Consider the following 18,470-nt stretch of genomic DNA (forward strand, 5'->3'; position numbering starts at 1 on the left):
GTTTCTTCCTTTTTTGTGCCCCCCGGGGGGGGGGGTGGGGGGGGGGGGGGGGGGCGGCCGGGGGGGGGGGGGGGGGCCCCCCCCCCCCCCCCCCCCGGGCCCGGAAAACTGCACAACACGACATGACAGCGCGGCGGCGCGCGCAGACCCGGAACGACGCGATCGTGAGGAACTGTCATGACCATCCGCTCGTGGCTCGCCGCCGCTACGGCAAGCCTGATCGCCGTGTCGAGCGTGCTGATCGCCGCCCCCGCCAGGGCGGCCGACGCGCCGTACAAGGTGCTGGTCTTCTCCAAGACGGCCGGCTTCCGCCACTCGTCCATCCCGAACGGCATCGCCGCCGTGCAGGCCCTGGGCGCCGCCAACAACTTCACCGTCACCGCCACCGAGGACGCCGCGGTGTTCACCGCGAGCAGCCTCGCGCAGTACCAGACCGTCGTATTCATGTCGACGACCGGCGATGTGCTCACGGACGCGCAGCAGACGGCGTTCGAGGCGTACATCCGCGGCGGCGGCGGATACGTCGGCGTGCACGCGGCCGCCGACACCGAGTACTCCTGGCCCTTCTACGGCACCCTGGTCGGGGCCTGGTTCTCGTCGCACCCGGCGATCCAGCCGGCCACGGTCACCGTCGAGGACCGCGGGCACCCGGCGACCGCGCATCTCGGCGCGACCTGGGTGCGTACGGATGAGTGGTACAACTACCAGACGAACCCGCGCGCGAGCGCGCACGTGCTCGCCTCGCTCAACGAGTCGTCGTACTCGGGCGGCACCATGAACGGCGACCACCCGATCACCTGGTGCAAGACGATCGACAGTGGACGGTCGTTCTACACCGGGTTCGGGCACACCGAGGAGAGCTACGCCGACCCCGCGTTCACGTCGCTGCTGCTCGGGGCGATCCGGTACACCGCGAAGCGCGTGGACGGGGACTGCTCGGTCTCGGGGGCCACGCAGGGGGAGTCGTACTCCAGCACCAGCGGGGTGCAGATCGCGGCCCACGCGCCCGCGGTCGGGGGCCGGACGGCCGGATACATCGACAACGGTGACTGGGCCGCGTATCCGGCGAACCTCTCGGCCGCCAAGGGCGTGACCGTGCGCGTCGCCTCGGCGGGCGCCGGGGGCACGATCGAGTTCCACGCCGGCTCGCCGGCGGGCGCGCTGCTCGGAGCCGTGGCCGTGCCCAACACCGGCGGCTGGGAGTCGTACCGCGACGTGTTCACGACGTTGTCCAGTTCGACGTCCACATCTGTCGTGCTGGTGTTCAAGGGCTCCGGCGGGTCGCTGTTCGACGTCGACCAGTTCACGATCGCGCGCTCCGCGGCCACCCGGCAGGGCGAGGCGTGGACGTCCACGAGCGGCATGCAGGTCGCGGCGCACGCCGGGGCCGCGGGCGGTCAGACGGCGGGGTTCATTGACAACAATGACTGGGCATCGTACGGCTCCGTCGCCCTCTCAGCCGTCGCCGGGGCTCGGGTGCGCTGGTCGTCGGCGGGGGCGGGCGGCACGATCGAGTTCCGTGCGGGCTCGCCGACCGGGCCGCTGCTGGGGACGCTGAGCGCGGCGAACACGGGCAGCTGGGAAACGTTCCGGGAGGCCGCCGTGCCGCTCGCGGGCTCGGCTTCGCAGGTGTTGTACCTCGTGTGTCATGGCGGCAGCGGCTCGCTGCTCGATATCGACGAGTTCACGCTCATCGGCTGACAAGTCGAGTTCACGTTCGTCGGCTGACGGGCGAGTTGACGCTCGTCGGCTGACGCTCGTCGGCTGACGGTCGAGTTCACACGCTCGTCGGCCGACGGCCGAGTTCATGCTCATCGGCTGACGGCCGAGTTGACGGGGGAGGGGCCGGACGCCGACCGGCCCCTCCTTCGGGACCCGCCCGCCCGGACAGTGTTCTTGCGCGGTTCGGCCCTCCGGTTCGGTGACGCCGACTCCGGACCGGTTCGCCGGCGCGCGCCGTCCGGGCGGGCGGGCAACCTCGTGCGCGGGCGCTCGCGTGCGGGTGCGCCTTCCGCTCGCCCCGCGCATTGCGTTCTGTTCGCGCTGTGCGTTTGCGCTCTGTTCGCCCTGCGCGTTGTGTTCTGTTCGTGCTGTGCGTTTGTGCTCTGTTCGCCCTGCGCGTTGTGTTCGTGCATTGGTGCTCGTCCCCGTGGTCGTTCGGCGGCGTGTCGTGCGCGTGGCGGCGGGCGGGTGTGAGTGCCGTCCGGAGGGGCGGTCGTCGGGCCGGGCGCGGACGTTCGCGGTCGTGGGGCGCATCCGGGCTCGGGGTCGAGCACGGTCGTGGGGCGCCTTTCGGGCTCGGGGTCGAGCACGGTCGTGGGGCGCCTTTCGGGCTCGGGGTCGAGCACGGTCGTGGGGCGCCTTTCGGGCTCGGGGCCGAGCGCGGTCATGGGGCGCCTTTCGGGCTCGGGGCCGAGCGCGGTCATGGGGCGCCTTTCGGGCTCGGACGTTCGCGGTCGTGGGGCGCGTTTCGGGCTCGGGTCGTTCGCGGTCGTGGGGTGCCGTTCGGGGTCGGGCCGAGTTTTGCCACGACCGTGACCACGGCGGAGGGGGAGGCCACGGGAGTTACGGTCCGCACCACGGCGGACATCGCGGCAGCTCTGAAAAGCTTCTGCTCTTTTGCTTTGCTACCAGGTCTTTTAGGATTGCCGTGTGGGGGCGCAACCCACCGCACGATTCCGTTTGCCGCTTTCAGCAGGTCACCCTCGCGCCTGAACCTTCATTGCCCGGAAGGACAGCAACATGGCGCGTCCCATCACGCTCTTTACCGGCCAGTGGGCCGATCTCCCGTTCGAGGAGGTCTGCCGCCTGGCGTCCGAGTGGGGCTACGACGGCCTCGAGATCGCCTGCTGGGGCGATCACTTCGAGGTCGACAAGGCCCTGGCCGACGAGTCCTACGTGGACCGGAAGCTGGAGACGCTCGCGAAGTACAACCTGAAGGTCTGGGCCATCTCCAACCACCTCGTGGGCCAGGCCGTCTGCGACCACCCGATCGACCAGCGGCACCAGGGCATCCTGCCCGCGCGCATCTGGGGCGACGGCGAGGCCGAGGGTGTGCGGCAGCGCGCCGCCGAGGACATCAAGAACACCGCCCGGGCCGCGCGCAAGCTCGGTGTCGACGTGGTCGTGGGCTTCACCGGCTCGTCCATCTGGCACACGCTGGCCATGTTCCCGCCGGTCCCGCCGGAGATGATCGAGGCCGGCTATCAGGACTTCGCGGACCGCTGGAACCCGATTCTCGACGTCTTCGACGAGGTCGGCGTCAAGTTCGCCCACGAGGTGCACCCGAGCGAGATCGCGTACGACTACTGGACCACGAAGCGGACGCTCGAGGCCATCGGCAACCGCCCCGCGTTCGGCCTCAACTGGGACCCGTCGCACTTCGTGTGGCAGGAGCTCGACCCGGTGAACTTCATTTTCGACTTCGCCGACCGGATCTACCACGTCGACTGCAAGGACGCCAAGGTCCGCACCGGCGACGGCCGCCGCGGGCGGCTCGCCTCGCACCTGCCCTGGGCCGACATGCGCCGCGGCTGGGACTTCGTCTCCACCGGCCACGGCGACGTGCCCTGGGAGGACTGCTTCCGGGCCCTGAACGCGATCGGGTACAACGGCCCGCTCTCGATCGAGTGGGAGGACGCCGGCATGGACCGGCTCGTCGGCGCGCCCGAGGCCCTGGGCTTCGTGCGCGGCCTGGCCTTCGACGCCCCGGCGGCCGCGTTCGACGCCGCGTTCTCGTCCTCGTCCTGAGCCCAGACGAGTGAAGGCCGGCCCCGTTTCGGGGGCCGGCCTTCACCACGTTCGGGTGTACCGCTAGTAGCTGGTCCCCGTCGACGGAGTCGTGGGCGCACCACTCGTCGCGAGGTCCCGCTCGATCGCGGGGTTGTCGGACGTGTGCAGCAGCCGCTGCCCCATCTCGGTCTCCGCGAAGCGGCTGTTCGCCAGCTTGTCGGTCACCTTGGTCTTGCTCTCGCTGTAGAGCCGGGTGGCCTGCTCCTGGACAACGCCGGCGGCCTCCTGGACCGTCGGGCTCTCCTTGATCTTCAGGGCAGTGGCCTTGAGCTCCTCATACTTCTCCCGACCGGCTCGGGCCCCGAGCACAAAGCCCGCCGCCAGACCGCCGAGGAACAACAGCTTGCCGCGCATGGCGACGACCTCCTTCTGACGGCGCGGGTCCTGATTGCCTGGTGCGCCGCCGGTGTTGGCATACCCGTCCATCGTCGTGCCGACACATCGATCTTGCCGCGGATTGCCGGCATCGGGCACCCGAAAGGGATACCCGGTGGCGAAGACCCCCCGAGTCGTGCTGTACTCTTTCCCGGTCGCCCTCGAACGGAGGGGATGCACGATCCCGCGTAGCTCAATTGGCAGAGCAGCCGGCTGTTAACCGGCAGGTTATAGGTTCGAGTCCTATCGCGGGAGCCAGTCGGGCCTCTTCGGAGGCCATTTTCACGTTATGGCCCGTTTCCGGGCGGCAGTGCACTTGCGTGGCTCGGTAAGCTTGCTCCGCTCGGGGCGATAGCTCAGCCGGTTAGAGCTGGGGACTCATAATCCCTTGGTCGCGGGTTCGAGTCCCGCTCGCCCCACCCCTCAGGTGGACCCTGTCCGCAAAAAGCGCGGACCTGGTCGGGTGGGATGTCTGCTCCGGGGGCCGAGCCCCCGGACGCCCTACGGTTCGGTGGTTGCGGCCCACGGTCCGGTGGTCGCGCCTCACGTTTCGGTGGTCGCGGCCCACGGTTCCGGTGGTCGTTGCCGACCTCGCTGACGACGGCAGAGTTCGTCGCGGTGAGCGGAACGCGTGGCCAAGGGATTATGAGTCCCCGGCTCTGACCGGAGCTGCCGTCAGCTGGTCTCGGCGAGCCGTGCGCGCATCTGCGGATACGGGTCGACGAGTGGCTGGCGTCGCCGTCGGCACTCGTCGCGCAGTCCACGGAGCCGGTCCCCGGCGAGATAGTGCCGACCTCGGGTTTCTCCTTGGGGATGAAGCAGTCCCAGTTCGGTAAGCCGGCTGAGGTCGCGTGTTGCCGTGTGTTTCTCGACGTTGGTCATCTTCATGTATCCCGAGCGGCGGACCCGGTAGCCAAGGACCGCCTCGTAGAGGATTCCGGTCACCCGATCCGGCAAGCGGCTGCCGGCTACCAGGCCGTCGAGCTCACTCCAGACCTCGGACACCTCGCCCACTCGTTGGGCAACGGTCTGCGCTTGCATGTGGTGGGCACGGATGTTGAAGGTCGCCCATAGGTGTGCGTCAGGCCGGGGCCGCCACGAACCCTGACCGGTCACGGCGAGCACCTGGTAGTAGTCGTCGGTGTTGTGGCCGAGCCATTCCTCGATGCTTGAGAATGCCGGCTCGACGATTGTCTGTCGCGAGATCGTGAGAGTCTGCAGCGCTCGGGCCATCCGGCCGTTCCCGTCGCGATACGGATGGATCATGACGAGGTTGAGGTGGGCCATCGCTCCGCGGATCAGCGGGTCGACGTCCAGATCTTCTTGAAGGCTGGCTGCGAGCTCTTCCATGAGTGCTGGGACCCGGCCGGGGTCGGGGCCTTCGTACACCACGACGTCCCGCTTCTCGTCGTGTACGAAGATCGGGCCGGTGCGGTACTGGCCGGGGCTCTTGCTCAGGTCGTGCGCGAGCATCATGAAGTGCATGCTCCGCATCGCCGACGTGTCGGCCTTGAAATGAGGATCATTGGCCATCTGCAGCACATAGCCGAGAGCTTGACGGTAGCCGCGAATCTCGGCCCAGGTCCGGTCGTCGGCGCTCAACGGTTCTTCATCGTCCAGCGCGGCGGCGGCGTCGTCCTCGGCGACAACATAACCCTCGATGCTGTTCGAGCCGCGGATCGCACGGGCCAGCATGGTCCGTCGCAGGCTGCCCTGCCAGCGGCGTGGTGCGCGGAGGACGGTCGCGAGTTGGCGCCGCATCTCGTGGATCTCCGCAAGAATTGTCCGATCTTCGCTGTTCAACGGTGGACTAGCGTAGATCATGGCCGTTCCATGTCTCTAACATAGAGACATTGTAGCGTTGCTTGTCGCTTACATAGCAACATCGCGACATCTGTGGAGCCTGCGCTGGCCGCTCGCCGGGGCTGGGCCTCATCCTCCGCGTCTCGTCGGACCCGCGTTCGCGCGGCGCCCGAGATCAAGATGAAGCGGTTCGCATGGTGCATAGCCTGCCCCGCTGGCATCCCGTGCCTCCATCGGCTGGGCGGACCACCAATCCCGCCTCCCCCGCTTTGGCGGGTCCTGGGGCCTGTTTGCAACCGGGCGGTACGTTATTTCCGTAGTGGGACGGTTACTGAGAGTTGCAGCAACTGTTCAGTCCCCACGATTGGAGGGCGCCGTCATGCGCGTCCCGTTCAGCGTCAAGGCCTGCACGTTGGCGGCGGCCGTACTCGCCGTCGCCGTGGTCCCCGTGCCCGCGGAGGCCGCCGCCAGGGATCTGTCGTCCATGGACCGCGCGTTCGTCGACGCCGCCGGGCACGGCGGCGCCTACGAGGTCGCGGCCGGCCGCCTCGCCAACGACCGGGCCGTGGACTCGGCGGTGGGAGCGTTCGGCCGGCACATGGTCACCGACCACACGAAGGCCGGCGACAAGCTGGCTGCCCTGGCCAAGGACCTGGGCCTCAGCGCCCCGGACAGGCCCGACAGCGTGCAGCGCGCGATCCTGGCCATCTGGTCGTCGCTGTCCAGCGCGGCTTTCGACTGCTCGTACGCGCCCGCGATGTACGCCGACCACGTCGCCGACGTCGGGCTGTTCGAGCGGGAGGCCGCCGACGGGCAGAACTCGAAGCTGCGGGCGTTCGCCCGGGACACGCTGCCCACGCTGCGCACTCACCTCGCGATGGCCGCCACGAACCTGAAAGAGCTGTCCTGCACCACCGGCGTGCCGATCAGCCTGCCTTGGCCGACCGTACTGCCCACGATGAGGCCGACGCACCGGCCGACCACGCGGCCGACGACGACCCCGACCGCTCGGCCGACGCTGTGGCCGACGGTGCTGCCGACGTCGTGGCCGACGCGGCGCACCACGACGCCGGTGCCGATCGAGCCGTGAGCGTCTGCGGCCCGCCCGGGTCCGATCCGGGCGGGCCGTGGTCCGTCAGGCGGCGTCGAGGGCCTCGGTGATCTTGCGCATCATGTCGGCCACCACCGGGGTGGGCGGGGCGTGGTGGGTGGCCGACTCGAGCGCGGTGAGGACGGTGCCGCGGAAGTTCGCGGCCTCCTCCGGCGCCTGCGCCTTGAGCAGGCCCGTGGCCGCGGTCAGGGCCGGCAGCACCCGGTCGGCGATCTCGGCCACGGACTTGCCGTTGAGGTCCTTGTGCTTCGGGTACTCGGCGAGCACGTGCCCGACCAGGCCCGTCGCCGAACCGAGCGCGATGCTGCCGTTGGTGGCGATCTTGTGCGGCGAACCACCGGCGGCGCCGGCGGCCGACATCAGCGTGATGGCGCCGTACGCGGCGATGCGCAGGGTGTTCTTGTCCTGGTCGGAGAGGGTGATCGTCATGGTGGGCGCTCCTTGGCAGAAGTTGTTGTGCAACCACCATCGCGAGAGCGGCTGACACGGCACCGCCAGCGCCCTGACGCGGCCGCTGACATCAGCCGCGCGCACCGCCGATGCCCATCAGCACCGCGATGCCGAGGGCACTGCGGGCCGAGTACGGCTGGCGCCACAGCCCGCCGTGGGCCGCCGCGAACGCCTCGTCCTGCCAGGGGTGCTCGTGCGCCGGGCGCGCGGCGTTGAGATCGTGCACGAGCAGCGCGGCCATGAGCGTGTTGCTGGTCGCGGGCTCGAAGATCTCGATGCCGAACCGGTGCGCCCCGGCGAACGCCGCGGCGAGGAGCCGGTTCTTCACCACGCTGCGGGTGCGGGTGGCGGGCGCGACGGCCAGCGACACGGGCAGCCCCGCGGCCCGGGCCTCGGCCGCCCGCCAGCGCTGCAGCCGTTTGGCGAGCGCATAATTCGGACCCTGCTGCGGTACCAGACTGTCGTTGACGCCCGGATAGAGCCCCGGCGGATAGTTGCGGGTGAGCAGGCGCCCGGCGCTGAGCACGCGCAACGGCCGCCGGAACCGCCCGATGCCGGTCGCCTCCGCATAGCGCCGGTTCGCCTCGTCGACGGCGCCCTCGGGCACCGCGAACACGTCGGTCGGCGTGGCCAGGAACGCCAGCCCGAGATCCGGCCGCCGCTCCCGCAGCCGCACCGTGAGCGCGTCGACGGCCATCGCCACCCGCACGTTGAGCGCCCCGTCGGCATACACGTAGTTGCCGAGCACGAGCCGCCCGTCGAGCCCCTCGATCCAGGCGGCCACCCGCCCGAGATCGTGCAGCAGGTCGGCGCCCCGTTCCTCGCCGGTCACCGGCACGTGGAGGCGTCCGGCGTACCGTTCCGCCAGCCCCTGCAGCCGCTCCCAGATCGCCGGCCGGGGCAGGTCGACGGCGACCACGTCGGCCCCCCACCGCAGCAGCGCCCGTAGCGGCCCCATCTCGGCCCCCGCCCCGAGCACGACGACGCGATGCCCCTCGAGCGCCAGCCAGCCGGGATTCGCCGCAACGGTCTGCACGATCTGCGCACAGGACCGCTCGATGATCCCGGCCGAGACCCACCGCTCGAGCTGCAGGTCGAGCTCCCGCCCGGCGAGCTGCCGCCCCCGGTACGGCACGACGAGCTCCCGCTCCGCCTCACCCCGCCCCGCGATGGTGACCGTCCGCAGCGGCTCCCCACCGACGGCGAACGCGGCCGAGAGCGGTTCTTCGGCACCGTCCGTTCCGCTGCGGTACCGCATCCGCTCGTGCAAAGACGCAAGCCCGTCGCGCGCGATCGTGAGCGCGGCATCGCGGGACGGCAGGCCGGCCTCGACCAGCCGCCGGAAATGCACCAGGTAGTCATGCCGCCAGTCGGTCGAGGCCTCGGCCCCGCGCGCCCCGACGGGATCGACCCCACGCAGCGCATCGGCGACCACGGCTCGCCCGAGCGCAGAGGAGCTGACCTTCCCGTCGACGCTCGGCATCACCACACCGGTCGGATTCGTATTCGGCACCCGGCCAGTTTGCAGTGTTTCTGCGTCTTCGGCGTGGCGGGGTTCTGTGTTTCTGCGCCTCCGGCGCGGCGGGGGTTCCCACCCCGCACCCCCATGGCCGCTGCGCGGCCACTGGCGTGCGCTGGCGCGCCGCCAGAGCACCAGGTCGGGGAGTACGAAGTGGTGCACGATTCCGGGGCTGGACGTGCCCACCTCGCCGTCCGCACGGGACCGCGTCACGTCCGCGCGACTCGCTCATCCCGCCGCGGCCTTCTGTGCGATTCGCTCATCCTGCCGCGGCCGTTTGCACGGCTCGCGCACCCCGCTGGTGCCGTTCAGCGCGGCTCGCTCACTTCGCCGTGGCCCTCTGTGCGACTCGCTCAGCCCGTCGTGGTTTTCCTTGCGCGTTCGCTCACCTCGTGGCAGCCGGTGGTGCGCGTTTGCTCACTGAGTCCAGCCGCGAGCGGCTGTGCGCGTTCGCTCACCTTGTGGCAGCCGGTGGTGCGCGTTCGCTCACTGAGTCCAGCCGCGAGCGGGCTGTGCGCGTTCGCTCGCTGTGGTGTGGCGCAATGCGGCTTCGGTCAGCCGGCGGCCTGCTTGATCAGGGCGGCGATGCGCTTCTCGACGGCCGGCGTCAGCTCCTGCAGCGCGTACGCCACGGGCCAGAGGTCCCCGTCGTCCAGCGCCGCGTCCTCGTTGAAGCCGAGCGTCGCATAGCGCGTCTTGAACTTCTGCGCCGGCTGGAAGAAGCACACCGACTTCGTTCCCTTGTAGTAGGCCGGCATGCCGTACCAGAGCTTGGGCGCGAGCTCGGGCGCGCTCTCGAGAATGAGCGAGTGCACCCGCGAGGCCATCGCGCGGTCCGCCTCGGACATCTCCTCGATCTTCTCGAGCAGCGCCTTGAGGTCATCGGCGGCCTTGTCGGCCTTCGAGCCGCGGCGGGAGGCGGAGGCGCGCACCTCGGCCGCGTGCTCCTTCATCGCCGCACGCTCGTCGTCGGTGAAGGTCTGGGTCGACTTGCGGGCCATGGCTGGTACCTCCGGAAACGCTCGCTGATCGGAACGTTTCCCATGCTAGGAGGGGCCGCGGCGGCCACGCTTCTCGAAAACTGATCGAATGGGCACTGCGCAGTTGTCGTACTCGTCGTTAGCGCTCGAACACCGCACCCACTCCGTGAAGCGCTCGGCCGCATCGGGGGAGCGCTCGCCCGGGTCGATGCCGAGCTGTTCCCGGGCCGGGCGCGGTCGGTGTCGTTTCGTGCAGGTGCGGTTGAGCGTTCGGCGACGCGGAGCACTCGCCCCGGGTCGGGGGACGGCCCGGGACGAGTGCGGCGGGTGCTCCTACGGACGCGTGCTCGCAGCGCCGGTGGAGCGGTTCGAACGGGCTCAGCAGGCGTCGTTGCAGGCCAGCACCTTGAGCCGGTCGAGGGCGCCGTTCCACTGGTTGGAGTCGCCGGCGAAGGGGCCGGTGCTCGAGTACTGCCAGAACGACCACGTCGGCGCGCCCGCCGGCAGGGTGCCGGGAGTGCTGCTGTACCGCGCGAGCCACAGCGGCGAGTTGGCCCAGAAGCCGCTGTAGTTGCCGGTGCACGTGACCCACCAGTCGGTGGTCGTGTAGATGACCGCCCAGCGGCCGGTGCGCGTGTGGTACTGGTTCAGGAACGCCCGGATCCAGCTCACCATCGACGACTGCGAGAGCCCGTAGCAGGTGGCGCCGTACGGGTTGTACTCGATGTCCAGCGCGCCGGGCAGGGTCTTGCCGTCCTTGGACCAGCCGCCGCCGTGCGCGACGAAGTAGTCCGCCTGGGCCGCGCCGCCGCCGCCGTTCGGGATCGCGAAGTGGTAGGAGCCGCGGATCATGCCGATGTTGTACGACCCGTTGTACTGCTGGGCGAAGGACGGATTGGTGTAGTAGGTGCCCTCGGTCGCCTTGATGTAGGCGAAACGCGAGCCGGCGTTCCACTGCGCCTGCCAGTTGACGCTGCCCTGATATCCGGACACATCCTGGCCGTACGTCACGGTCGCCGCGCTCGCCGGCGAGCCGAACAGGACCATGGCGGCCGTCAGAGCCAGCGCCGCGAGTGCGCCGAGCCGTCGTCGGTTCACGGGTGCCTCCCCTTCCCTTGCGGGACGTTCTGGTAAAGAACTTCACGAATTAGCTCATGGACGTCGGAAACTTTCAATAGGCTTGCGTCGAAGTCTGGGGAAAATCTACAGTGACTTCAATCGATGGCCGACGCTCTGTTCGGGGAGGTCTCATGGCTCGTCTCACCCGCCGCGCCGTGCTGCTCGGCGGAGCCGCCGCGCTGCTCGTGCCCGCCCGTCCCGCTGCCGCCGCGCCCTTCGCACCCGCCGGCCCGGCCTCGCCCGGCTCGCTGGGTCCTGCCGGCCCGGCCTCCGCCGCGTCGCTGGGTCTCGCCGGCCCGGCCTCGTCGCTGGTGCCCGGCGGCCTGGCCGCCACGGTCGAGCAGCCCGAGATCGCGAGCTGCGGCGCCTGGGGCGCCCGCCCACCGTCCGGCGCGCTCACAATCGATCAGCACCGGCCGAACAAAATCGTCGTCCACCACACGGCGCTGGCCAACTCGACCGACTACTCGCAGGCCCACGCGTTCGCGAGCTCGCGCGACATCCAGAACCTGCACATGGACACGAACCACTGGATCGACAGCGGTCAGCACTTCACCAACAGTCGCGGCGGCTGGCTGACCGAGGGCCGGCACGGCAGCCTGTACGCGCTGCTGCACGGGCAGACCATGGTGCAGGGCGCGCACTGCGTGGGCCAGAACGACCAGGCCATCGGGATCGAGAACGAGGGAACGTACCTCACGGTGCAGCCCCCGGCCGCCTTGTGGAACAGCCTCGTCGACTTCTGCGCGTTCGCGTGCCACCAGTACGCGATCCCGGCCACGGAGATCTACGGTCACAAGGACTTCAACACGACCGAGTGCCCCGGGCTGCTGCACGATCGCCTGCCGGAGCTTCGCGCAGCCGTAGCCGCACGTTTGTAACGCGCCACACGCACGCCACACCCGCACTTCGCACATTCGCGCACGACGCGCGTGCCTATGGTCTCGCTCGCTCGCCCGCCCGCGCCTGCCCGCACCTGCCCGCACCTGCCCGCGCCCGCCCGCCTGCCCGCGCCCGCCCGCGCCCGCCCGCCTGCCCGCGCCCGCCCGCGCCCGCCCGCGACCACGTTCACCGCGCCGGGACGACACCCGCACTCGCACGTGTGTCCATGCACGTTCGCGCCGTGCGGGCGTGCGCTTGTGTCCGTGAGGGTTGGCGTCGTGCGTGCGGAATCTGCGTGCTCGTGCGCGCTCGCGTTGTGCGGCTATGTGCTCGTGTCCGTGCGCGTTCGCGTCTTGCGTGCATGAGCAGCGTGTTCGTGCGTCGAGTGCTCATGGCGTGTCCAGGCGCCGCGTAGGCATCGTTCGCGCGTTCGCGCGTTCGCGGTTTGCGCGTTCGCGGCTTGCGTGTTCGCGGTTTGCGCGTTCGCGGTTTGCGTGTTTGCGTGTTCGCGCGTTCGCGGTTTGCGCGTTCGCGCTTCGTGCATTCGTGCATTCGTGCACCGCGTGTGTGCTTCCGGGATGTGTTTGTGCCCGACTCGTCTCGGGCGCGGCTTGTGCGCGGGGCCCGGCCGTTTGGGCCGGGCCCCTGTCGTTTTGCGTACGAACCGCTGGAGTTCCGTGCACGAACCGCCGTCGTCGGTCAGCGAGCCGCGCAGGTGGCGGTCATGCCGGTGGCGGTGCCCGTGCCCTGGAAGCCGAACTCGGTCGACTGGCCGGCCGGAACGCTGCCGTTGTACTGCACGTTGCTGTAACTGTTCCCGCTACGGCTCGCGTTCCAGGTGTTCGTGACCGCCGCGCCCGATGGCAGCGTGGTGTTCACGGTCCACCCGGTGATCGCGGACGCACCGGCCGTGACCTTCACGGTGGCCACGAACCCGCCCGTCCACTGGTTGAGCGAGACGGACGCCGTGCAGCCACCGGCTGGCGGGTTTGACGGCGAGCTCGAGGCCGACGGCGAACCGGATGCCGACGGTGAACTCGACGCCGACGCCGACGGCGAACCGGACGGCGACGGCGAGCCCGAGGGCGAGGAGGAAGCCGAGGGCGTCGGGCTACCCGTGCCGTTGCCCAGCGCAGGCGTCGTCCAGTCGCGCCACTCGGCGAGATTGCCCGACGCCTTGCTCGACACGTGGAAGGAGCCGGGCGGGTTCGCGGTCTTCAGCAGGTACCGCTGAATGTTCTGCTGCAAAGGTGTGCGCCATTCCGGCCGGTTCGCGCAGTGGTTGCCGTCCTGGATGTCCGACCAGTAGGTGATGGCGTCGCCGGCGCCCAGGGCCTTGTAGACCTCCGCGCCGCCGAGCGCCGCGACGCTCGCCGACTTCGGGCCGAGGTTCGCGATGTGCGGGTTGTCCATGATGAACAGTCCGCGTGGTGCGACCATGGCCACCATCTCGTGCGTGTCGACGGGGAGTCGTGTCGGAGCGCTCGTGAACGAACCGAACGCGTCGCCGAGCCAGGGCTGCTCGCCGTACGCGCTGCTGAGGCTCTGCGCGCCCTCGCCCGGGATGCCCCGGAAGATCGGCACGCCGGCGCTGCCCGACTCGATCGGCATCGTGAGCTGGATGCGCTGGTCGAACGCGCCGACCACAAACGCACCCTTGCCGAAGCGCGAACAGCCAGTCACACCGGTCGCGTCGCCGCGCAGGATGGTGCCGCCGGACTGCTCGATCACGTCGATGAGCCGGCTGACGCCCCACGCCCAGGCCACGAGCAGCCCGGTGCTGCTGTTCGCGCCGTAGATGCTGTAGAACGCGCCCTGCTTGTTCGTGCGGGGCGTGCCCTCCTTGCCGACCGCGTACGGGTCGTAGCTGATCACCGCCGCGCCCGCGGCCTTGATCGAGGCAGTGTCCGCTCCGAACCCGCCGAGCACGAAAACGGCCGGAAACGGACCGTTCCCGCTGGGCAGATCGACACTCGCGGAGAAACTCGCCGACTTCCCCGCGTTCGAGACGTTCACGGTGATGGCGGTTCTGGACACGGTACCGCTCACAGACTGCGGCCTCGGCGGCTTCTCGCCATAGACGAACTTCTCGGCGAGCTTCTTGATCTCCTCGCGCCGGCACGTCCAGTCCGACTTGTTCGTGATCCGCGTGCCGTCGAGCTTCTTGAACGGATCGGGCAGCTTCGCGTTGGTCGGCAGCGAGCCGGCGTCGGGCAGCGCCGGCACCGTACAGTTCGCGCCCTCGTCCTCCACGCCGGCACTGGCGGCGCTGGCGTCGGGGGAGTGCAGGACCGCGGCTCCGACGCCTGTGAGCAGGGCCGCGAGCGTGAGGGCGACGAGCGTCAGACGGGTCGCCGGGCGGCCCGAGCTGATGTTCACCAGGGCTCTCCTTCCGGAACGATCCGGTTGGGGCGGGCCGGATGTAAATATTGCGCCGAGAGTCCGGCAACGTTTCGAAGCCTGTCAAGGCCGCGGATCGCTCGCCGCGCGCGGCCCCAGGTGAGCCGTGGAACTTCCAGGATCAGTCCGCCGGCACCGCCTCCTGCCTCGCGGCGCTCAGTCCGCCGTGGACGCCGCGCACCGCCGAGCGGCGACACGCGCACCGTCGGGCCGTGACACGCGCACCGCCGAGCGGCGACACGCGCGCCGTCGGGCCGTGACACGCGCACCGTCGGGCCGTGACACGCGCATCGGCGGACCGCGGTGGGCGGCGCGGGCATGGGTGGGTCGCGGTGGGCGCCAGTGGGCTGAGGGCACTGCTCGGCCGTGGGTGTGCGCCGCCCACGTCGTGCGCCGCCCGTGTCGCAAGGTCGGTGCGCTCCTGCCGTCCGGTTCACCTGTTGTTCACCAGCGGGGGCAATCAGGGGGTCTCACACGAAAGGACGGTGCGCAATGTCCGAACATGACGGGGTCGCTCACCTCGGCGACATCGAGACGGCGCTGCGGCGGGAGGTCGACATCGTGCGGGAGCGGTTCCCGGACGCGCCGCCCGCCGAGGTCGAGCAGGTCGTGCGTGACACCTACAACGAGCTGCTCGATCACGCCGAGGTGGAGACGCACGTACTCTCGCTCACCCGGCACCGGGTCGTGGAGCAGTTGGTGGAGCGCGGGTACACGCTCCACGAGCCGGTGCTGAGCGAGGACTGACCGGCAGGAGCCCGCGGCCGCAGCACCTCGCCGAAGTGCTGTCGTCCGACCAGCACCGGCTCGTGGAACGGCTGACCGAGCGCGCCACGCCACGAACCCGGAGCGCTGTTGCTTATCCGGTGCCGGGTCGCGGAGTGGCTGGTCGAGCGCTCCACGAACCCGAAGTGCTGTCGTTCACCCGGCGACGGCTCGTGGAGCGAGCTCGGCCACGCGCTCCACGAACCGTGCCGGGCGAAGACTCATGGGCCCGCGGCTCCGGCCGGCGCCCGCGGCCCCGGCCGACGGACCTAGCGGCCCTGACCAGCGAATCTAGCGGCCCCGGCCGACGGACCTAGCGGCCCGGACCGGCGAATCTAGCGGCCCCGGCCGACGGACCTAGCGGCCCGGACCGGTGGACCTAGCGGCCCGGGCCGGCGAATCTAGCGGCGCCGGCGGGCGGCCGGGGGAGTGATCCGCACCCGCTCGGTGGACGGGCGGGTCTCGATGTCGCCGAGCTGCTCGCTCACCGTGGCGCGCAGCTCCGCGTAGTCGTCGAACGTGCTCTCGCCGAACAGGGTGTAGCCGGCCCACATGAGGTTCGCGCACACCTGCGGCGGGACCTTCCCCGTCGCCGCGCCCATGCCGACGAGTGCCACCGACGTGATGCTGCCGGGCTCGCGCTCGTTCTGCATGTGGACGGCCTGGAACGCGGCCGCGCACGCCAGGGCCACGTTGAGCGTGTGGCGCACGTTTTCTGCTTGAGTGTGCATCGTCGGCGCCGAGATGAGGTACTTCGGGCTCGCCGCGCCTGACGGAACGCACACCGCGGCTCCGATGGGCAGCGTGCCGGCGAACTCGTCCTGGATCGCCCGCTGTACCCGCAGCTGGATGCCCGGCCCCAGATGCCGCAGGATCACCGCGTCGACGCCGCCGCTCATGACGCCGTGCGAATTGGTCGGCGTCACCCACGCGTCGACGTGCTGGTTGAGGATCGAACCCTTCACGATCTCGACTCCGGGCTCGTCGGCGAACGCCGACATCCAGGACTGCACGACCTTGGCGTTGACGTCGCTGAGCACGACCCTGACCGTCATCGCATCCCTTTCATTCGTCCAGCCCCGATCGCCGGTGCCGGAAGGAGGTTCTCCGAGTCCGCCGCCCGGGGCCGCAGACAGGCCTCGTTCGGCCCCGAACGGCGGGGTCGGACGCCCGATCCGCCGACCCCGTGGGCCTGCGAACCACTCCGGCCGACCCCGGGCAGCGGGGCCGAAAGGTACAAGATACGGCTCGGTGTCCACATCGGACGCCCCGTCCGCCGACCCCGTGCTCAGGAGCCTGGGAACGTCTCCGGCCGACCCGGGGCAGCGGGGCCGAACGGTACAAGATACGGTGCGGTGTCCACAGTGGAACTCCCGCGGAGGTCACCGTGAGCGACACCGACGACCCGTTGGGTTTGGCCGAGCTGTTCGAGGGCGGCGGCGAGCCCTGGTTGCCCCTGCTCAAGCCGGTCATCGAGGCGCAGCCGAGCGCCTCGCAGTTCATCGGGCCCAAGCGCGGCCCGCAGATCGTGCCAGTGCGCGAGCTCACCTTCCAGGCGCTGAAGCCGAACCCGCCGCACAAGTGGAAGGTCGTGGTCTTCGGGCAGAACCCGTATCCGCGGCCTGAGTCCGCCACCGGCATCGCGATGTTCGACAACACCTTCCACGACTGGGCGGACAGCCAGTTCGGCCGGGTGGTGAGCATTCGCTGCATCATCAAAGCGGCGGCGATGTGGAAGTACGACATCCCGAAGAAGACGCCGATCGCCGACATCCGGGCATTGCTCAAGGCGCACGACACCGTGCAGCCGCCGGAGTGGTTCTCGTCGATGCTGACGCAGGGCGTGCTGCTGCTCAACGCCTCGTTGACCGCGAGCGCCGACGGTTCCTACGGCACCGACCAGCACACCGGCTTCTGGCGGCCCGTGGTGGAGCGGCTCGTCGAGGAGATCCTCAAGGCCAAGCAGGACGCGGCCGAGGAGGACCGGGGCGTCGTCTTCGCGTGGTGGGGCGCGCACGCGCGGGGGCTGAAGACCCTGGTGACGAGGCTGCAGAAGAAGTACCCGGGCGTCGAGGTGCGCCACATCGACCACCCGAATCCGGCCGCGCAGGGTGACATTTTCTGCGACAACGAGCACTTCGCGACCGTGAACGAAGCGTTGCGCTCGCTCGGCGCGGACGAGATCGACTGGCTGCCGAGCGTCGGGTGGAACGCGCACCAGGACCCGGCCGCGGATCGCATGGGCGCCTTCATCGCCTCGACGATGGAGTTGCACAAGCTGTACCTGGAACGGCTGGAAAGCGTCAAGGACGAGGGCCTTGCGCTGCCCGTGATCACCGGCGTCTTCGACACCCCGCTCATGGACTTCCGCGCGGCGATCGCGCCGGCGGCCGGGGTGCTCAAGGGCCTCGGCTGGCACGTGGACGCCTCGCACGCCTTCGGGCAGAAGCAAGCCGACGCCGAAGCCGAGGGCCTGAGCGTCGACGAGGCCGCTGCCCTTTACCTGTACACCTGCGAATCCGCCTTCTACCGCCAGATCAACGCCAGCCTGCGCGATCCCGATCGGACCCGGATTCTGCCGTACCTGCCGTACCTCCGGCTGCTCTTCTCCGCCGTCTCGCGCCTGCCCGCCCGCCGCGAGCCGCTGTGGCGGGGTGTGCGGATGGATTTGCGCCGGCAGTACCCGCTTGGGCAAACGGTCACCTGGTGGGGCGTGTCTTCGTGCACATCCAGCCTTGGGGTTGCGCGTTCGTTCATGGGTGGCAGTGGCAAACGGACACTTTTCGAGGTCGTACCCCTGCGCGCGGTCGGCATCCGCAGCTACTCCGCGTTCACGGGCGAGGAGGAGTTCATCCTCACACCGGGTACGCAGCTGACCGTGACGGACGTGAAGGCCGAGCGTGGCGGTTTGTGCACGGTGAAGCTGACGGAGCTGGAGGAGCAGGACCAGATCCGCTGACGCGCCGGTTGGTGCGGACTCGCGCGCGCGGTTCTGCGCGCGCGAGTCCGTGGCGTGTCCGCTCGCGCGGTGAATACCAGTGAGATGTGTTCGTTCGCGCGGTGAGTGCGAGTGAGACGGAGACGTGTTCGTTCGCGCAGTGAGTACTAGCGGGACATGTTCGGTCGAGCGGTGGAGACGAGTGGTGCGTGTTCCGTCATGTGGGGTGTGCGAATGGCGCGTGCTCGGTCGAGCGGTGAAGACGAGTGGTGCGCGCTCGGTCGAGCGGTGAACACGTGCTGTGGACGCGAGTGGTGCGTGCTCGGTCGAGCGGTG

General features: G+C 69.9%; 14 protein-coding genes and 2 tRNA genes. 8 read left to right on the plus strand and 8 right to left on the minus strand.

Annotated elements, in window-relative coordinates; translation table 11 throughout:
* The first annotated feature begins 177 nt into the window (after window positions 1–177).
* Together ABT369_RS34945 and ABT369_RS34950 are read left to right on the plus strand one after the other, a co-directional pair.
* A complete protein-coding gene (locus tag ABT369_RS34945; protein ID WP_350618546.1) occupies window positions 178–1,701 on the plus strand; it encodes a ThuA domain-containing protein in 1,524 nt (507 codons plus the stop codon).
* 1,041 nt (window positions 1,702–2,742) lie between these two features.
* Window positions 2,743–3,750 (plus strand): sugar phosphate isomerase/epimerase family protein, encoded by a 1,008-nt coding sequence (locus ABT369_RS34950; RefSeq protein WP_350618548.1) that lies wholly within the window; start codon window positions 2,743–2,745, stop codon window positions 3,748–3,750.
* Window positions 3,751–3,813: 63 nt separating this feature from the next.
* Here ABT369_RS34950 and ABT369_RS34955 read toward each other — a convergent pair whose 3' ends face one another.
* Window positions 3,814–4,266 (minus strand): hypothetical protein, encoded by a 453-nt coding sequence (locus ABT369_RS34955; protein WP_502891855.1) that lies wholly within the window; start codon window positions 4,264–4,266, stop codon window positions 3,814–3,816.
* An 83-nt stretch (window positions 4,267–4,349) separates the two neighbouring features.
* Here ABT369_RS34955 and ABT369_RS34960 point away from each other — a divergent pair.
* Window positions 4,350–4,425: transfer RNA gene (locus ABT369_RS34960), tRNA-Asn, on the plus strand.
* Window positions 4,426–4,512: 87 nt separating this feature from the next.
* Window positions 4,513–4,586: transfer RNA gene (locus ABT369_RS34965), tRNA-Ile, on the plus strand.
* Between the two features lie 256 nt (window positions 4,587–4,842).
* On the opposite strand, the gene ABT369_RS34970 is transcribed toward ABT369_RS34965, so the two are convergent.
* Entirely contained in the window at window positions 4,843–5,991 is a 1,149-nt protein-coding gene (locus tag ABT369_RS34970) for a Fic family protein (protein ID WP_350618550.1), read from the minus strand.
* A gap of 358 nt (window positions 5,992–6,349) precedes the next feature.
* Here ABT369_RS34970 and ABT369_RS34975 point away from each other — a divergent pair, with 358 nt between their 5' ends.
* Window positions 6,350–7,060 (plus strand): DUF4142 domain-containing protein, encoded by a 711-nt coding sequence (locus tag ABT369_RS34975; protein WP_350618552.1) that lies wholly within the window; start codon window positions 6,350–6,352, stop codon window positions 7,058–7,060.
* Window positions 7,061–7,105: 45 nt separating this feature from the next.
* Here ABT369_RS34975 and ABT369_RS34980 read toward each other — a convergent pair whose 3' ends face one another.
* The 4 genes from ABT369_RS34980 to ABT369_RS34995 all read right to left on the minus strand — a co-directional run bounded on the left by ABT369_RS34980 (window position 7,106) and on the right by ABT369_RS34995 (window position 11,077).
* Window positions 7,106–7,510 carry a hypothetical protein gene (locus tag ABT369_RS34980; protein WP_350618554.1) on the minus strand — a complete coding sequence of 135 codons (405 nt, stop codon included), beginning with the start codon at window positions 7,508–7,510 and terminating at the stop codon, window positions 7,106–7,108.
* A gap of 91 nt (window positions 7,511–7,601) precedes the next feature.
* Window positions 7,602–9,044, minus strand: a complete 1,443-nt coding sequence (locus ABT369_RS34985) for a hypothetical protein (RefSeq protein WP_350618556.1) — start codon at window positions 9,042–9,044, stop codon at window positions 7,602–7,604.
* 560 nt (window positions 9,045–9,604) lie between these two features.
* Window positions 9,605–10,051, minus strand: coding sequence for an iron chaperone (locus ABT369_RS34990; RefSeq protein ID WP_350618558.1), 447 nt, complete (start codon window positions 10,049–10,051; stop codon window positions 9,605–9,607).
* 357 nt (window positions 10,052–10,408) lie between these two features.
* Entirely contained in the window at window positions 10,409–11,077 is a 669-nt protein-coding gene (locus ABT369_RS34995; RefSeq protein WP_350618811.1) for a lysozyme, read from the minus strand.
* Between the two features lie 203 nt (window positions 11,078–11,280).
* Between ABT369_RS34995 and ABT369_RS35000 the strand changes: the two genes are divergently transcribed.
* Entirely contained in the window at window positions 11,281–12,030 is a 750-nt protein-coding gene (locus tag ABT369_RS35000; protein ID WP_350618560.1) for a peptidoglycan recognition protein family protein, read from the plus strand.
* Window positions 12,031–12,730: 700 nt separating this feature from the next.
* Here ABT369_RS35000 and ABT369_RS35005 read toward each other — a convergent pair.
* Complete coding sequence (locus tag ABT369_RS35005) at window positions 12,731–14,410, minus strand: glucuronyl esterase domain-containing protein (RefSeq protein WP_350618562.1); 1,680 nt, start codon at window positions 14,408–14,410, stop codon at window positions 12,731–12,733.
* 513 nt (window positions 14,411–14,923) lie between these two features.
* Between ABT369_RS35005 and ABT369_RS35010 the strand changes: the two genes are divergently transcribed.
* A complete protein-coding gene (locus tag ABT369_RS35010) occupies window positions 14,924–15,178 on the plus strand; it encodes a three-helix bundle dimerization domain-containing protein (RefSeq protein WP_350618564.1) in 255 nt (84 codons plus the stop codon).
* A gap of 419 nt (window positions 15,179–15,597) precedes the next feature.
* On the opposite strand, the gene ABT369_RS35015 is transcribed toward ABT369_RS35010, so the two are convergent.
* Window positions 15,598–16,251, minus strand: a complete 654-nt coding sequence (locus ABT369_RS35015) for a macro domain-containing protein (protein ID WP_350618566.1) — start codon at window positions 16,249–16,251, stop codon at window positions 15,598–15,600.
* 359 nt (window positions 16,252–16,610) lie between these two features.
* Here ABT369_RS35015 and ABT369_RS35020 point away from each other — a divergent pair, with 359 nt between their 5' ends.
* The gene (locus ABT369_RS35020) at window positions 16,611–18,155 is read left to right on the plus strand and encodes an ADP-ribosyltransferase domain-containing protein (protein WP_350618568.1); all 1,545 of its coding nucleotides are present in this window, start codon (window positions 16,611–16,613) and stop codon (window positions 18,153–18,155) included.
* Window positions 18,156–18,470 lie beyond the last annotated feature (315 nt).

Source organism: Dactylosporangium sp. NPDC000244 (assembly GCF_040300725.1).
Classification (GTDB): domain Bacteria; phylum Actinomycetota; class Actinomycetes; order Mycobacteriales; family Micromonosporaceae; genus Dactylosporangium.

Excerpts from the sequence above, each read along its gene's own strand:
- ABT369_RS34945 (WP_350618546.1), top strand. The coding sequence starts at position 178 with ATGACCATCCGCTCGTGGCTCGCCGCCGCTACGGCAAGCCTGATCGCC.
- ABT369_RS34950 (WP_350618548.1), top strand. The coding sequence starts at position 2,743 with ATGGCGCGTCCCATCACGCTCTTTACCGGCCAGTGGGCCGATCTCCCG.
- ABT369_RS34970 (WP_350618550.1), bottom strand. The coding sequence starts at position 5,991 with ATGATCTACGCTAGTCCACCGTTGAACAGCGAAGATCGGACAATTCTT.
- ABT369_RS34975 (WP_350618552.1), top strand. The coding sequence starts at position 6,350 with ATGCGCGTCCCGTTCAGCGTCAAGGCCTGCACGTTGGCGGCGGCCGTA.
- ABT369_RS34980 (WP_350618554.1), bottom strand. The coding sequence starts at position 7,510 with ATGACGATCACCCTCTCCGACCAGGACAAGAACACCCTGCGCATCGCC.
- ABT369_RS34990 (WP_350618558.1), bottom strand. The coding sequence starts at position 10,051 with ATGGCCCGCAAGTCGACCCAGACCTTCACCGACGACGAGCGTGCGGCG.
- ABT369_RS34995 (WP_350618811.1), bottom strand. The coding sequence starts at position 11,077 with ATGGTCCTGTTCGGCTCGCCGGCGAGCGCGGCGACCGTGACGTACGGC.
- ABT369_RS35000 (WP_350618560.1), top strand. The coding sequence starts at position 11,281 with ATGGCTCGTCTCACCCGCCGCGCCGTGCTGCTCGGCGGAGCCGCCGCG.
- ABT369_RS35010 (WP_350618564.1), top strand. The coding sequence starts at position 14,924 with ATGTCCGAACATGACGGGGTCGCTCACCTCGGCGACATCGAGACGGCG.
- ABT369_RS35015 (WP_350618566.1), bottom strand. The coding sequence starts at position 16,251 with ATGACGGTCAGGGTCGTGCTCAGCGACGTCAACGCCAAGGTCGTGCAG.